Origin of the sequence: Bifidobacterium sp. WK012_4_13 (genome assembly GCF_041080835.1) — a bacterium.
In the GTDB taxonomy this organism is placed as follows: domain Bacteria; phylum Actinomycetota; class Actinomycetes; order Actinomycetales; family Bifidobacteriaceae; genus Bombiscardovia; species Bombiscardovia fermentum.
This window is the reverse complement of sequence record NZ_CP129683.1, coordinates 506491-521591: the sequence shown is the minus strand read 5'-3', so window position 1 is coordinate 521591 and position 15101 is coordinate 506491. Positions and strand designations below refer to the sequence as shown.

12 protein-coding genes are annotated in these 15101 nt (G+C 57.2%); 6 read left to right on the top strand and 6 right to left on the bottom strand.

Going from position 1 to position 15101, the window contains the following annotated elements; genetic code table 11:
* Positions 1–189 precede the first annotated feature (189 nt).
* Entirely contained in the window at positions 190–1368 is a 1179-nt protein-coding gene (locus QN062_RS02065; RefSeq protein WP_369341966.1) for a MalY/PatB family protein, read from the top strand.
* A gap of 164 nt (positions 1369–1532) precedes the next feature.
* Positions 1533–2480, top strand: coding sequence for a TIGR00730 family Rossman fold protein (locus QN062_RS02060; RefSeq protein WP_369341965.1), 948 nt, complete (start codon positions 1533–1535; stop codon positions 2478–2480).
* A gap of 279 nt (positions 2481–2759) precedes the next feature.
* Here the strand turns inward: QN062_RS02060 and QN062_RS02055 are convergent, their stop codons facing one another.
* Positions 2760–3437 (bottom strand): O-methyltransferase, encoded by a 678-nt coding sequence (locus tag QN062_RS02055; protein ID WP_369342508.1) that lies wholly within the window; start codon positions 3435–3437, stop codon positions 2760–2762.
* Between the two features lie 158 nt (positions 3438–3595).
* Between QN062_RS02055 and QN062_RS02050 the strand changes: the two genes are divergently transcribed.
* A complete protein-coding gene (locus QN062_RS02050) occupies positions 3596–3946 on the top strand; it encodes an MGMT family protein (protein ID WP_369341964.1) in 351 nt (116 codons plus the stop codon).
* A gap of 16 nt (positions 3947–3962) precedes the next feature.
* Here the strand turns inward: QN062_RS02050 and QN062_RS02045 are convergent, their stop codons facing one another.
* The 4 genes from QN062_RS02045 to QN062_RS02030 all read right to left on the bottom strand — a co-directional run bounded on the left by QN062_RS02045 (position 3963) and on the right by QN062_RS02030 (position 8515).
* On the bottom strand, positions 3963–5465 hold the full coding sequence (locus QN062_RS02045) for a DNA-processing protein DprA (protein WP_369341963.1): 1503 nt from the start codon (positions 5463–5465) through the stop codon (positions 3963–3965).
* Complete coding sequence (locus tag QN062_RS02040; protein WP_369341962.1) at positions 5462–7054, bottom strand: YifB family Mg chelatase-like AAA ATPase; 1593 nt, start codon at positions 7052–7054, stop codon at positions 5462–5464. Before QN062_RS02040 ends, QN062_RS02045 begins: the two co-directional genes overlap by 4 nt.
* Positions 7054–7485 (bottom strand): YraN family protein, encoded by a 432-nt coding sequence (locus QN062_RS02035; protein WP_369341961.1) that lies wholly within the window; start codon positions 7483–7485, stop codon positions 7054–7056. Before QN062_RS02035 ends, QN062_RS02040 begins: the two co-directional genes overlap by 1 nt.
* Positions 7486–7636: 151 nt before the next feature.
* Complete coding sequence (locus tag QN062_RS02030; protein ID WP_369341960.1) at positions 7637–8515, bottom strand: pyridoxamine kinase; 879 nt, start codon at positions 8513–8515, stop codon at positions 7637–7639.
* 296 nt (positions 8516–8811) lie between these two features.
* Here QN062_RS02030 and QN062_RS02025 point away from each other — a divergent pair, with 296 nt between their 5' ends.
* Complete coding sequence (locus QN062_RS02025; protein ID WP_369341959.1) at positions 8812–10122, top strand: O-acetylhomoserine aminocarboxypropyltransferase/cysteine synthase family protein; 1311 nt, start codon at positions 8812–8814, stop codon at positions 10120–10122.
* A gap of 211 nt (positions 10123–10333) precedes the next feature.
* Here QN062_RS02025 and QN062_RS02020 read toward each other — a convergent pair whose 3' ends face one another.
* A complete protein-coding gene (locus QN062_RS02020) occupies positions 10334–11293 on the bottom strand; it encodes an aminodeoxychorismate lyase (RefSeq protein WP_369341958.1) in 960 nt (319 codons plus the stop codon).
* 225 nt (positions 11294–11518) lie between these two features.
* On the opposite strand from QN062_RS02020, the gene QN062_RS02015 reads away from it, so the two are divergent.
* Together QN062_RS02015 and QN062_RS02010 are read left to right on the top strand one after the other, a co-directional pair.
* The gene (locus tag QN062_RS02015) at positions 11519–12352 is read left to right on the top strand and encodes an ABC transporter ATP-binding protein (protein WP_369341957.1); all 834 of its coding nucleotides are present in this window, start codon (positions 11519–11521) and stop codon (positions 12350–12352) included.
* A 121-nt stretch (positions 12353–12473) separates the two neighbouring features.
* Positions 12474–15095, top strand: a complete 2622-nt coding sequence (locus QN062_RS02010) for an ABC transporter permease (protein WP_369341956.1) — start codon at positions 12474–12476, stop codon at positions 15093–15095.
* Positions 15096–15101: the final 6 nt, after the last annotated feature.

Sequence of the window (15101 nt, the reverse complement as noted above, 5' to 3'; positions counted from 1 at the left end):
GGATTCCGTCTTTTCGTTTATGGCATGGCCTTTCCGACGTCGTGAAGGCAAGGAACCGATGTGAGCTACGATGACCCAGCCATGCGCGGGGGATGAATAGTCAATCCGGCATGGAATTCGTCGAAGTTGGAACCGTATGCTAGACCATGTTCTGTAATTGGGTCCGATAGGGAGCATGAGGGAGGTGCCATGATTGATTTTGACACATTGGTGAGCCGACGCAAGGACACATCTGAAAAATGGCAGGTCATCAAGGATGAGATGGGCGATGGCAGCGATGACGTTCTTGCCTTGTCGATTGCAGACATGGAGTTTCCAACGTGCCCGGCGATCGCGGAGGCAATCAGCGATGCTGCGAGACACGATATTCTCGGATACGATCACATACCGAGTCAGTATTACGACGCGCTCGGCTCATGGATGAGCGAGCATCATGGCCTTGAGGTGAGACCTGAATACGTCACGGCGACGGCTGCGGTCATGCCTGCCGTGCTTGCGGCGCTGCGCGCGACCACGCGTCCGGGAGACAAGGTCATCATTCAGCGCCCTGTGTACTATCCATTCACCCATGCTGCGGAGCGCACCGGTCTGACCATTCTGGACAATGAGCTCGTTCTGGATGCGAACGGACATTATTCGATGGACTTTGAAGATCTCGAACGCAAGGCTGCCGACCCTCGATGCAAGGCATTGCTCCTATGCAATCCCCATAATCCAGTAGGCAGGGTCTGGACGGAGGCCGAACTGTCGAGACTCGCCGAAATCTGTCTGCGCAACGGCGTCACCATCCTTGCCGATGAGATTCATGCTGATTTCACGTACGAAGGCTATGAGGTGACCATGCTGTCGCGTCTTGGAGATGATGTCGCACGGCATTGCATTGAATTCACGGCACCATCGAAAACCTTTAATCTGGCTGGATTGGCCTGCGCGAATGTCATTGTCAGCAATCCTTCCCTGAAGCGCGACTTCGACATCGCCGTTGAAAACGTCGGTGGTCTCACGGTCAACCACTTCGGATATGTCGCATGTCAGGCTGCGTATGAGCATGGTGGCGAATGGCTCAGACAGCTGCAGGAATATCTTGCAGGCAATCTCGGCATCGTTCGACGATTCGCGCAGTCCCAGAAAGGCGTTTCCCTGATCGAGCCCGAGGGAACGTATCTCGCCTGGCTTGACTGCAACGGCCTGGGCATGGGCAGCGATGATTTGAGAGATTTCATGAGGGGGAGTGCCCGCGTCTTCCTGGATGAGGGCATCCTGTTCGGCCAGTCGGGGAGCGGCTTTGAGCGCGTGAACATGGCCTGCCCTGCATCGTTCCTGACCGAAGCGATGGATCGGATTGCGGCAGCGATAGCGAGGCGTTGATTTCAGCAAGGTCACGAAGGCCGAGTCCGGGTGGGGGAAGGTGCACGCCCGGACACATGCCATGCGCAAAATCAGTGGACACGATTGCTTCTCAGCTAAATCTAAAGGCCTGACGATAGGATTGCCTTGGAAAGACTCGTTTCCACAGTTTTGAAGGGTCTGATATGGCAAAGAAAGTCGCTAAAAAAGGTACAACAGGTAAATCAGAGAACAAAGCTAAGAAACATATGAGCAGGAGCGCCGATGCCCTCACCGACATGGCGGCGGCATCCTCTCCCTCAGGCAAGGCATCGAGACCGAAGCATGCCCAAGGCCAGGCTGGTCCATCACAGCCCGCCCAATCCCAATTCAATGACATCGAGGGGGAGCTGAACCATTCCGTGCTTGGGGACACCTATTATCGGGGCCCCGTCATGATGCGCGGACCCATGATTCCCAAGGACAATACCACCGGCAACCTTCTCGCTCCTGGATTTTCGACGGACTGGCTCCACATGGACCCGTGGAGGGTTCTCAGGATCCAGGCGGAGTTCGTAGACGGCTTCGGCGCGTTGGCCGAGATAGGTCCGGCGGTGTCCATCTTCGGATCCGCCCGTACTCCCAAGACGGATCCTGCCTATCAGGCCGCACAGGTCATGGGTGAGAAGGTCGCCCGGCAGGGGCTTGCCGTGATCACAGGAGGCGGCCCTGGCGTCATGGAAGCGGCGAACAAGGGAGCTTCCATGGCTGGAGGCACTTCGATCGGGCTGGGCATCGAACTGCCTCATGAGCAGGGTCTGAACGAATGGATCAATCTTGGAATGAGCTTTCGGTACTTCTTCGTTCGCAAGACCATGTTTGTGAAGTATTCCTCTGGTGTCATCATCTGTCCAGGTGGATTCGGGACTCTCGATGAAATGTTCGAGCTGCTCACCCTGGTGCAGACGCACAAGGTGACCACGATCCCTGTCGTTCTGTTCGATACGGGGTATTGGAAGGGACTGTTCGAATGGATCACCACGACCCTCAAGGATCGAGGAATGATTTCGGAACTCGATCCCGATCTGGTCGTCATGACCGACGATCCGGATGAGGCGGTGAGGGTCGCTTCCAGCGCCGTCGCAAAGCGATAGGTAAGGGAAGCGCGCGCTTTCCACGTCGCCTTTTCACATCACAAGGCGGTGTGTGCGCATGGACTTCATGGCTCCCCACTCCGAGTGTTCAGTGCTGTCCAGTGAGACTGGACTGGCGAACCCTGAGAGGGGAGCCTCGTTGACGGTTCCGGCAGCAGGCTGGGCGCACATGCATGGCCCTTCCTCGGGGTTGCATGTTATCGGGGTCATATGCTTCCGGGGTTGCGCGTCAGGAGAACGCTGGGTGTCACCGAGTGTTGCGTGTCACTGAATTGCGTGTCACCGAGTGTTGCGTGTTACGAGGAGCAGACCCGTTCCAATGGGGAGCAGAGTCTGACTGAGGGATTCATCCTGGCTGACTGCATCGAGGAGCTGGCGCAGACGAACTGTGCGCTCTGATCTGTCAACGGGGTTGAGCATGCCTCCGTTCGAGTTGTCTGCGGCAAAGCCAAGCATGTCGGTGAAAACCAGCATTCCGCGTGGCTTCAGCAGCCTCGGTGCCTCCTTCAGGCTTGCCTCGTAGTTGCCGATGTCTCCATTCGCCACTATCAGGTCGTAGTCTTCTGCGTTGAGCCGCGGAAGGAAGACTTCGGCGGGTGCGTTCACTGCACGCAATGTGGTGTTCGTAAGCTCATCGAGCTTTGCGAAGACGCTTTTTATGAGTTTGCCACCCTGCAGTGATGAGTCGACTTCGGTGAGCAGGCCGGAGTCGTTCAACCCCGCTACGAGTTCACAGCTCTCGACCACTGCGGCCGTTCCAGCAACGATTATCGACGAACTGTCGGTAAGCTGCACAAGCAGCTTTAGAAAACGGGCCTGAGTGGCCGAACCCTGTGGAAAGCCAGCCTGTTCTGCATCCCTGCGAGCCTCAAGCACCAGAGGATCCTGTTGTGAGAATGCCACATCTTCGGCAAATTCCCAGGCTTTGGCAAGATTCGTGTACGATGTCTTATTCATAAGCATCTACTGTAGCCTCAATGGCGGAATTTCAATCGTTTGCAGTTCAACGGCATGCCAATTCCAGGAATCAATGCGACGATTCCGGAAAGCCCCACATCGCAGGCACGCATGTTCGCCATCCGCGTGTTGTCGATTACTGGCATCACAATGATTGCATGGCACAGTCGACTTTTTCAGAACGGGTCTATGAGCAGGTCTGCAGAATACCCCGCGGCTCTGTCGCGACCTACGGTCAGATCGCCGCTCTTGCCGGCAATCCCCGCAATGCGAGAGTCGTGGGCTATGCGCTCCACGGCAATCCCAGACCGGGCATCATCCCGTGCCATCGCGTGGTTTTCCGCGACGGCTCGCTGGCTCCCGGCTTTGCCTTCGGCGGGCCGGAGAGACAGCGTGAGCTGCTGGAAGACGAGGGTGTGACGTTCATACCTCCGAAGGCTGGTCAGGCCAAGTCCGCAGGAGCCGAAGGCTGGCTTGTCGATCTGGACCGCTGCCAATGGACAGCATGATCGAATGACGTCACTGTCAGGGGTTCTTCGTCATCAGATTTCCTGAGACGTCTTGATGGATCAGGCCAAGTATCTCCAGAGATCCCAGGATTCTTGAGATTTCCTCCGACGGAACCGTCCTTGTCAGACCATCCGCATTGAATCGCTGCAAAAGAGCGTCCGCAGTCGCGGCCTTCGAAGTCGCATGGCATTCACGTATGAATTCCATAGCCCTTTTCTGCTTGGCATTGAGCCGCACGAGCCGATTCACGCTTGCATCGCCACCGACTGGTTCAGACGGCGTTCGAGCCTCATGAGCTTGGATTTCTGGGCTGCTGTCTGGGGTGGCAGCATCGTTTGGGATGGCAGTGCTGTCTGAAATGCCAGTGACGTCAGGGCGGCGGACGTCAGTTTCCGAGACTTCCTGCGGTGGATGATGTCCCGGTGAACAGACGTCTGCCAAATCTTCGAACGATGTAAGGATGCTTGCCTTCGCATCGCGAATCAAGGCGTTGCAGCCTGCGCTGTCCGAATGATCGATGTCACCTGGTATCGCATATACCTCGCGGAGCAGATTCGCTCCCCAGGTCGCGGTGTTGATCGCACCCGAACGGAGCCTTGCCTGAGTAACTATTATTCTGGAAGACATGGCGGCGATTATCCTGTTTCTCAATAGAAACCTGCGAGCTTCCGGGATTGAATCGGGGCTCAGTTCGCTCACCAGCGCACCTCGACACTGCATTATCCGCTCAAACAGGCGCATGTTCGATGAAGGGCCGATACGCCTCAAGCCACCTGCGAATACAGCGATTGCAGATCCAGACATGTCGTCCGGCAGCCGTGGTGTCTGCGAGTTGTCAATGACGCCCCAGTGAGCGCAGGCATCTGCTCCCAATGCACCGCCAGAAATGACAGTATGCCCTAGGGCGGCGAGGGTCCGCCCCGCCTGAGTCGCCAGGTGACGACCATAATCATTGCTCTGACGAGAACCGACCACGGCGACCGGGCAATCGCAGCGAGTCATCGCCGACACCGAACCCTGGCCCCACAGACAGAGCGGCGATGACCAGCCTACGGTATGAGGCAAATCATGGAGCCGCCGGGGCCAGAACCGGCTTTCAGGGGAGATCACCCACATCGAGTGCTGTGCGGTCGCCCAATCCTGGGCCTTGTCCGATCGCAGATCCGTCGTGGAATCGAATCCCAGAAGCCTCCTCCTGATGCTCCATCGAGCCAGTGCAGCAGGGAGACGTTTCAGCGATTGCTCCGTGACGCCGCGATGCCCCATCTCAATCCCTCGGATGAATGCGGCGCGCAACTCTTCTGGCACAGCTCGCCCCTGTCCGGAATCCTCGGTCGGGAGCCCGTCGCAATCCGCGAACAGCCTCCAAAGCATGACCACATCCATTCCACCGGTCAGCAGCGTGTGCATCACTGGATCTGGCCCATCGCAGCAATGTGAAAGCAAGGCCCGGGCCATCGTGCCTTCCTGGACCGATCCTGGCTGAAGTTCCAGATCGTTGGAGGGATTGGCAGTCATGACAGCCTCGTTCGCAGCTGAATGCTTGACTCGATATCAGACATCGTCGGACTCGAGTGTCCGTTCATGTCTGCCAGCGTCCAGCACAGACGAATCGATCTGTCTGCGCCGCGCATGCTCAGGCCACCGCTTCCAAGCACGGTGTTCACGACAGCGAGCACCTGCTTGGAAGTGTTTGCGCGAAGCCATTCTCCGCTTGCCTGCGCATTGCACCGCCAGCCATACGCGCGGAAACGCTCCCTTGCGCAATCCCTTTCCTTCGAAACGACCTTGCGTATCCTCTCGCTCGACGAAACCGTCGAGGATGGAAGCTCTATCATCTCGCAGACCTCGCGAATCTGCGATTGGATGTCGATGCGATCCATGATTGGCCCGGACAGACGGTTCCAATACCGAACCCTCTCCTTCGCAGAACACGTGCAGCGCTCGCCAGTGCCGAAATCGAATCCACAGGGGCATGGGTTCGCCGCCATGATCAATTGAAATCTCGCAGGGAAATAGGCCGTGCCCCGTGCACGCGAAAGCGCAATGTATCCGGATTCCAAAGGCTCGCGCAAGGTCTGCAGCGTTCGGGGAGAGAATTCGGGCGCCTCATCCATGAACAGCACGCCCCGGTGCGCCCTGGTGATCGAACCGGGCATGGCGACGCCCGTTCCACCACCCACCAGGGAAGCGGTCGAAGCAGTATGGTGTGGGGCGACGAATGGCGGAATGTCAGAGATGCCGTGTCGATGCAGAGTTCCGCAGAGCGAACGGATCGAAGCGTCCTCGAGCTGTTCGTCCTCGCTCAATGGAGGCAGGATCGTCGGCAGTCTCGAAGCGAGCATGCTCTTACCGGAGCCGGGAGGTCCCGTCATTATCATATGGTGGCCGCCTGCCGCAGCGACAGTGAGAGCCCATTTTGCCTGCTCCTGCCCGATCACCTGACTCATGTCAAGCTTCGTGTATTCGAGCGAACGATTCTCCGCCATGACATTCGTTGCCGTGGCAATGTCCGCATGTCGCCCTTCGCCTTCAATCGCAGCTTGAGACCCGAACGGAATCACCTTGGGATGGTTCTGGATTCTATACACGGCTTTTCCACCCCGCAGATCGACCAGCTCGCCGAGGTGTTCGATGCCCGTGACCTCAATGTCTGGAACGATGGACGCTTCCTCGGAGTTCGGCCTAGGAACGAACACCTTTCTGATTCCTCGTGCCTTTGCCTGAAGAATCATCGGCAGCACCCCATTCACCTGGAGCACGCTGCCGTCGAGATTCAGCTCTCCTATCGCCAGTTCGTCCTCGACCGCATCCTGCGGAATAAAGGATCCTGCGGAAAGAATGCTCAGAGCGATGGCCAGGTCGTATGAAGACCCTTTCTTCGGGAGGGACGCGGGTGAAAGATTGACCGTGATCCGCGTTTCGGGCCAAGAAAATCCCACTGAGGTGCAGGCTGATTTCACGCGTTCCCGCGCTTCTGACACGGATGTGTCCGGCAGGCCGATAATCGAGAAATACGGCAGTCCAGGAGAGATGAACGATTGAATCGCGATGGGACAGGCCTTCAATCCCACCAGCCCGATGGACAGCGATGTTCCGATTCTCATCAGAACGCGCTCCGCACATGATTGACATATACGGTTTTTCCCAGCACCGATATGCCGATGACGTCGAAACGAACGCCATTATGCGTCACGCAATGGGTTCTGTCGAAAAGCCACTGCGAGCCGGCCCTGCGTAGATTTCTCCGCTTTCTGAAATCAACGGCTTCGTGGGGGTGCCCAAAGCGGTGGTTTCTTCGCGTCTTCACCTCGACGAATACGATGACGCCTTCGGTGTCGGTGGCGATGATGTCGAGCTCGCCGTACCGCGTGTGCCAATTTCGGTCGAGGATCGTCCAGCCGCGGCATGTCAGCCATTGCTCCGCATAGCTCTCACCGAGTATTCCCAACGATCTGGGACTGAGCCCTGGTTCCAGAAGCTCGTCTGGCAGTGGATTGGAAGCGTTCTTGGTGCGTGCTGCAAGTTGTGTGTTCATGGATCCAAGTTGACCATGGATCCGGGCTCATCGAAACCGGGAACGACAGATGTGGTCGAATGTGGAATTCGTCAACGCTGCGGTGGAAAACAATTCACGAATCCACAAGGCCATCCACACGACCTGGTTCCTGCATGCAGATGCAGGAACTTCATCCCACCAATGAGGTCAGCTCTGAAAGGTTGAGTTCGAAGCTTACGCCACGCTCCTTGTATCGTGGCTGATTGCGTGTGCTGATCATCGCAGAGCGCACGAATTCGCCAGCTATGCGGGCGCTGTCGGCCAGGTTCTTTCCTGCCATGACCGCGCCACACAGCGAGGACGCAAATGCATCGCCCGTGCCGTGGATCATGAACGGAAGCTTCTCGTGAACCAGCTCGACCTTGCTGCCGGCGCCGCCGAGTCTGGCAGATGCCACGTAGTTGCGGATCGAGCCATCTTCGCGGTCGATGCCCTTCAGCACGACGTTCTTTGCGCCCAGATCGAGAAGTGCCTGAATCCAGGACTCCGCCTGCTCGTCGTCGATATTCTGGCCCGGATACTCTCGGCCTGTGAGGATGCTCGCCTCAGTGAGGTTCGGCATCAGGATGTCAGCGCCATCTGCCAGCCGTCCCATGGCTTCGCACAGTTCCTTCGTATAGGTGGGATACATCTTTCCGCCATCGCCCATGACCGGGTCGACCAGTCGCAATGAAGTCGGATATTCGTCATAGAGACGTTGAATGATGCTCACCTGGTCAGCGCTGCCGAGAAAACCACTGTATACGGCATCGAGTTCCACATTTTCCTTCTTCCACGCATCAAGATAGCCGGGAAGCATGTCGGTCGTATCGTGGAAGGTGAAGTCCCTGTACATCGTATGTGCGCTGAACAGCGCCGTCGGAACGGGGCATACATCGCAGCCTGCGGCCGAAAGAATCGGGATGGCCGCTGTAAGCGAGCACTTTCCATAGCCGCACATGTCATGCACGGCGGCAACGCGTGGAATGTATTGAGGGTCACGATCGTAAAGAGTCACATCGTTGGTCATCGCTATCTTCTGTCCTTAGCTTCTCTTGTCTGGGATCCGTTCGGATATCCGCCTTCAACGCCCAACCATAGCGCAGTTTGCGAGCGCGCATGCATTCCTGTGTTAACGGTCTGCAAATGATGGAACCCTTGTCCCGGGCTAAACTTTCAGACGCTATAAGCAATTGCGATAACTGATGAGCGTTTCCGGCTTGCGCTTGACCCTGCGACCACATAATCTCGCTCTTGAGACGACTGCCAGCGATGGTTGTCGGTATGAATACCTGTATACGTATTGTGACCATGCAAGGAGCAGCAATGGCAGATAAGAAGTACCGTTTCGAAACTTTACAACTGCACGTCGGACAGGAGGAGTCGGATCCAGCCACTGACTCCCGCGCTGTGCCCATCTATGCGACCACAAGCTATGTGTTCCATAACTTCGATCACGCGGAGGCGCGGTTCGGACTTCAGGATCCCGGCAACATCTATGGCCGCCTGACCAATTCCACGCAAGGCGTGTTCGAAGACCGCATCGCAGCGCTGGAAGGTGGAACTGCGGGTCTTGCAGTTGCATCCGGTGCAGCCGCAGTCGAATATGCAGTCAGGAACATCACCCAGTCCGGCGACCACATCGTGTCGAGCAAGAACATCTATGGCGGGACCTACAACCTCTTCAAGCACACGTTGATTCGCGACGGCATTTCGACGACCTTCGTCGATCCGGAGGATGCCAAGAACTTCGAGGATGCCATTCAGGAAAACACGAAGCTCGTCTATTTCGAGACCTTCGGCAACCCGAACGCCGACCTTCCCGATTTCGAGGCGATCAGCGCAATCGCACATAGGCACCACCTGCCCGTGATCGTGGACAACACCTTCGCGACGCCATATCTGTTCCGGCCGCTCGAGCACGGCGCAGACGTCGTGGTCGAATCGGCCACCAAGTTCATCGGCGGACACGGAACCACGCTTGGCGGCGTCGTCGTGGAGGGCGGGAAGTTCGACTGGAACGAGGTGCCAGGAAAATTCCCGACGCTTACCGAGGCAGACCCCAGCTATCATGGGCTGAACTTCTTCGAGGCTCTTGGTCCTGCGGCATTCGTTACCCGCATTCGTGCGATTCTTCTTCGCGATACGGGTGCGACCCTTTCGCCGTTTGCAGCATTCCTGCTGCTGCAAGGAACCGAGACGCTTTCACTGCGTGTTGAGCGCCATGTGGAAAATGCGCTGAAGGTCGTCGAATACCTGCAGACGGTTCCTGAGGTCGAGGCAGTCCGTCACCCATCGATTCCTGGTCGTCGCGATCATGAGCTGTATCAGCGATACTTCCCGAATGGCGCAGGTTCGATCTTCACCTTCGACGTCAAGGGCGGCAAGGATGCGGCGCGGGTGTTCATCGACAATCTTCACCTGTTCTCCCTGCTGGCAAACGTGGCGGACGTGAAGTCATTGGTCATTCACCCGGCTTCGACGACGCATTCCCAGGAGACGACGGAGGAACTTGAGGATCAGGGCATCCATCCAGGCACCATCCGTCTTTCCATCGGTACGGAGAACATCGACGACATTCTCGATGACCTGAGGGGCGGCTTCGCTGCATTGAAGGAATCCGGTCTCGCCGAATAGGGCTGACATAATACTAGTTTTCTCGTAATACTAGGGCTGACATAATACTAGGGTTCACATATAAGGCTGGGGCCTGTCCGATGACAATCGGACAGACCCCAGCCTTATGCTTCGTCACGCCATATCAGCAGCTTCGCGGCCGACGGCTCTCATGCCTGGCGACTCGGAGTCGATCGATCACATGGCCTGTTCGAACGAAGCCTGGCATGCATCAGTCACGCGGTCGAACGAGCAGGGCGTCCTTCTCGGTCCTTCCAGAGTGGATGGCCGTGTTCGCCTGCTCGACGAAGCTTTCGTCCACCTGATATCTCCTGTCGTCGAGGCTGGACACGGGGATGACCCATCCGCCGTGCGTCATGTATAGACGGTCTGCCTCCTGCAGCTGAGGCAGGGGAAGCTTCCTGTATTCCCAGGAGCCGCCCTCCTGTGCCATGAATGAGAAGAGTTCACGCTGGCTCGTTCCGTGAAGGATTCCGATGTCGGGATTCGGGGTGACCAGATGGTTTCCGTATTGTGCGACGATGGATGAGTTGGGGCATTCCAGCACGAAGCCGTCTTCGGTGACGGTGACGGCATCATCGACATGACGGCGGTCGCATTCCCTGTGCATCGCCATGTTGACCGCGTAGCTCAGGGTCTTTGCGCCGAGCAGGAGCCACGGTGCACGCTGGGTTATGTCTGCGGAATATCCTCGTGTCAGCGACGCCAGGCTGATCGCGCGAGTCTGATGCAGCGCTCCATGAGCGTCAAGGAACATCCAGACGTGAGGCAACCCGCTGCCGGTCCTGCCAATGCCAGTATCCGCATCCAAGCCGCGAGAGACCAGAATTCGCAGAATAGGACCGGGTTCAGGATCGTCATACTGCGCTATGATCTCCTCGACCGCCTGCGAGAACAATGTCAGATTGGGCCTTGGCAGATCCATCAGGCTTGCGGAATGGGCAAGTCGGCGTAGGTGGGCTTCCAGAGAAACCGGCTTGCCGTGCCACACCGTCGTGGCTTCGAATATTCCGTCGCCTCGGGTCACCGCATAGTCAAAGGGGCTTACGACATGTTCCTGTGGAGCGACGATGGTCACCAATGACATGTCCGATGCGTCCATGTCCGTTGTATCCATGTCAGTGCCGAACAGTCTTGCTGAATCGGCGATTCCAAGAACGATGCCTGTCATACGAACCTCACATTCATAAACGTTGATACGAAGGCTCATGCTACACGCGACACATTTCCCTGTCAGTCATATGATTCCCAGCGAATTCTCATACTTAAGGATGATGCCGCTGCGTCGAGGCGCGCAATATCAGTCTTTCGCACGATATCAATCACCGTCGATAGCCCATAGTGTTGCCTTGCAAGCGCATGAGAAGGCGCAATCGACTATGGAGGAGAATGAAAGATGAGTACTGTGAATTCCTTGAATACCGCTGGCTTGCCCAAGACCGGCCTGCATCGTGACACTGCGATCGAGGCGATTGATCTGGTGAAGGATTATGGCACAGGCGAGAATGCCGTCCACGCGCTTCGCGGTGTGAACGTGGCGTTCGAACGTGGCAAGTTCACTGCGATCATGGGCCCTTCCGGATCCGGAAAATCAACGCTGATGCATACGCTTGCGGGTCTGGATTCTGCCTCTCACGGCAAGATCGTCTTTTCGGGATTCGACATCACCTCGATGAACGACACCGATCTGACGATGCTGCGCAGACATAGAATCGGGTTCATCTTCCAAAGCTTCAACCTGCTTCCCATGTTTACCGCCAGGCAGAACATTCTCATGCCCCTGACGCTTTCCGGTGGGAAGGTCGACAGGCAATGGTTCGACATGCTCAGCGAAACTCTCGGTCTGAAGGATCGTCTCAACCACCGTCCGAATGAGTTATCCGGCGGACAGCAGCAGCGCGTGGCCATCGCAAGAGCCTTGATTACCAAGCCCGACGTGGTTTTTGCCGATGAGCCCACTGGAAATCTCGACTCGGTCTCGAGCGCCGAAGTGCTTGGATTCCTGAAGAAGTCGGTGAGCGATTTCGGCCAGACCATCATCATGGTCACCCATGATGCGATAGCGGCATCATATGCCGACCGTGCAATCGTGTTTGCCGATGGCAGCATCGTCGCTGACGAAGCGAACCCGAATCCCGACAGGATGAATGAACTGCTCATGCAGGAGCGTCGACGTTCCACGACACAGCCCGCCGACAAGGCACAGCTCAACGCCGCATGCCTGAACTGACGACGGTGGCCATCGCGCCTGCGTTGCAAATCCAGTAAGCGGCCGATGGCCGCAGCCCGTGAACCGTATCGTTCACGGGAGTTAGCAAGATCAAGTACTTCACGACTATAAGGACATACCCATGTGGTCAGTAACCATACAATTGATGAAACGCAATCTGACAATGCTGATACCGGCGGCCATCGCGATTCTGGTCGGTTCCATGTTCGTCTCATGCACCTTCCTGTTCAGCAACACGCTCGACTATTCCCTGCGCAAGCAGGTTTCAGCGAACTTCGGTGATGCGAACTATGGCGTCACCCAGACCGATTCCTCCGACGACAGCTCATCCGACATGACGACCTTCGCCGACTACCACCTCGACTGGATCAGAAAGATGGCAGGAGTGGAAGGAGCGAGGACGGACGTTTCGACACGCTTGGAAATCAGCGCGAATGCAGGGGACAGCGGCTCCGATCACTCGTCCTCGATAGCCATCGCCGCAGCCCGTCCGACATCCATCATGCCGCTGAAGCTGTCTTCCGGCACTTGGCCCAAGGCTTCGGGACAGATAGCCATCGCAGACAGCGTCGCCAAGCAGCTCAAGCTTTCAGTGGGATCGACGGTCAATGCAAGCACCTCCGCACAGAACAGCTGGTATGGAACGAGCGGCTCGATATCAGATATGAAGGTCGTGGGAATCACGAATGACGATGCAGGCGCGTTCACCTATTATCGGGGAGCGTGCGTGATGAGCGAGGCGGACATCGCAAAGGTCCAGGGCGTCGGTTCAGGCTTCGACGGCCTGTATGCGTCCGAACTGTTTCTCAAGATCGCTCCTGTCGCATCCGCAAGCGAGGCGCAGACCATCGCCAGTGTGAAGGATATGCTGCCCCAGGGGTTCACCATGCAGTCCAGGCAGCGGCTCGAGGACCAGCAGATCAAGCAGATGGGCGGAGGCCAGTTCAACATCATCACGACATTCGTGCTCGTCTTTGGCATCCTCGCCATGTTCGTCGCCGGACTGGTGATTGGCAACACATTCCAGGTCATGGTCGCGCAACGTCGAAGGACCTTGGCATTGCTTCGCACCATCGGCGCGAGGAAAGGTCAGCTCTACCGCTCCGTGATTCTCGAGGCCATCGTTCTGGGAACCGTCGGCTCGGTTCTTGGCGTTGCCTGCGCGTTGGCGCTGATGGCAGTTCTCGGTGTCGCCGGAACGACCCTTGGCGGTCTTTCGTTCGCTCTGATACCAAGCTGGCAGGTATTCGTCATTCCTGTCGTGTTCGCCCTGCTGGCAACGATCGTGGCTTCGCTGAGCTCCGCCCGGATGGCGACCAAGGTGACGCCGCTTGAAGCGTTGCAACCCATGGAAAACGTGGAGACCAAGCGTTCCGGCAAGCTGAGGGTCATCTTCGCTTCATTGATGCTTCTTGCCGGAATCGCCCTCTGTGTGCTTTCGATCCGTGGAACCTATGTGCAGACCCATACGACGGATTCGCATGACATCAGTCAGGAAGGCTACGTCCTTGTCGCCATCATGGGTGCGATTCTGTGCTTCATCAGCATGCTCATGACTTCGCGCCTATGGATTCCGGCGATGCTGAAGGCGGTAGGGGCTGTCATATCGCATATCGGAGCTTCCTCGACCCTGGCAAGCGCGAACATTCAGAAGAACCGCCGTCGCGTCGCTGCGACCGGCTCGGCTCTGCTCATCGGGGTCACGCTTGTCTCCTGCCTCGGCATTGGCGCGGCAAGCGCCAAGCAGACGATGGCCACGGTCCTTGATTCGCATTACAGCGTCGATATTCAGGCGGTGGGTCAGTCTCTCGACTCATCGGCCCTTCGCAAGGTCGAAAAGGTCCAGGGGGTCGGACAGGCGGAAATGGTGCAAAGCGCGACGGCTACGATCGCCAGTGGAAAGTATAGGGGTGACTCGATTGACATCTATGGAGTCGATGCTCATACGGTTGCAAAGGTCATGCACGGCACTGTCGATCCGCAGGATCTCGAGGGTGGCAGGCTGGTCCTGTCACAATCTTCGTCAAGCGAGGACAGTGGACTTGAGAAGGAAGGCAAGATCGAAATCGCGGGTGCAGAGTCGAATGTGACGTCACTGCCTGTCACAGCAGGAGCATACCGCGGACTGGACAGCACGCATGCTCTCTATGGCATCGTCTCCAAGACGACCTTCGATTCCTTGAAGCTCAGCGGGACAAGCGATCAGATCTGGCTGAAAAGCGACGGTTCGGCCAGCACTGCCGATCTGGTGAGCAATGTCAGTGCCGCCCTTGGTTCGTATGCAAGCGTGAACGTCGTCGGATCGATTGCAGAGCGTGCCACGTGGGAGAAGATGGTGAACGCGACGCTGATGATTCTGGTCGCCCTGCTGGCGGTGGCGGTCATCATCGCTCTGATCGGCGTCACGAACACCCTGAGTCTGTCGGTGATAGAGCGGCAGAGGGAATCCGCCACCCTGCGCGCCATAGGGATGACCAAGTCACAGTTGCGACGCTCCCTAGCCATCGAGGCGATTCTGATATCGCTCAGCAGCGGCATCAGTGGCATCGTTGCGGGAACTGCATTCGGATGGCTTGGATCGTATGTGGTGTTCTCAGCCTTCGGCACGGTCTCGCTGCCATTCGATTGGAAGATGGCCTGCATGATTATCCTCGTCGCTCTGATCGCAGCCTTGCTCTCCAGCATCATCCCCGCCAGAAGGGCAATCAAGGTCTCTCCGGTGGCAGCACTGGCCGAAGCGTAGCCCAGG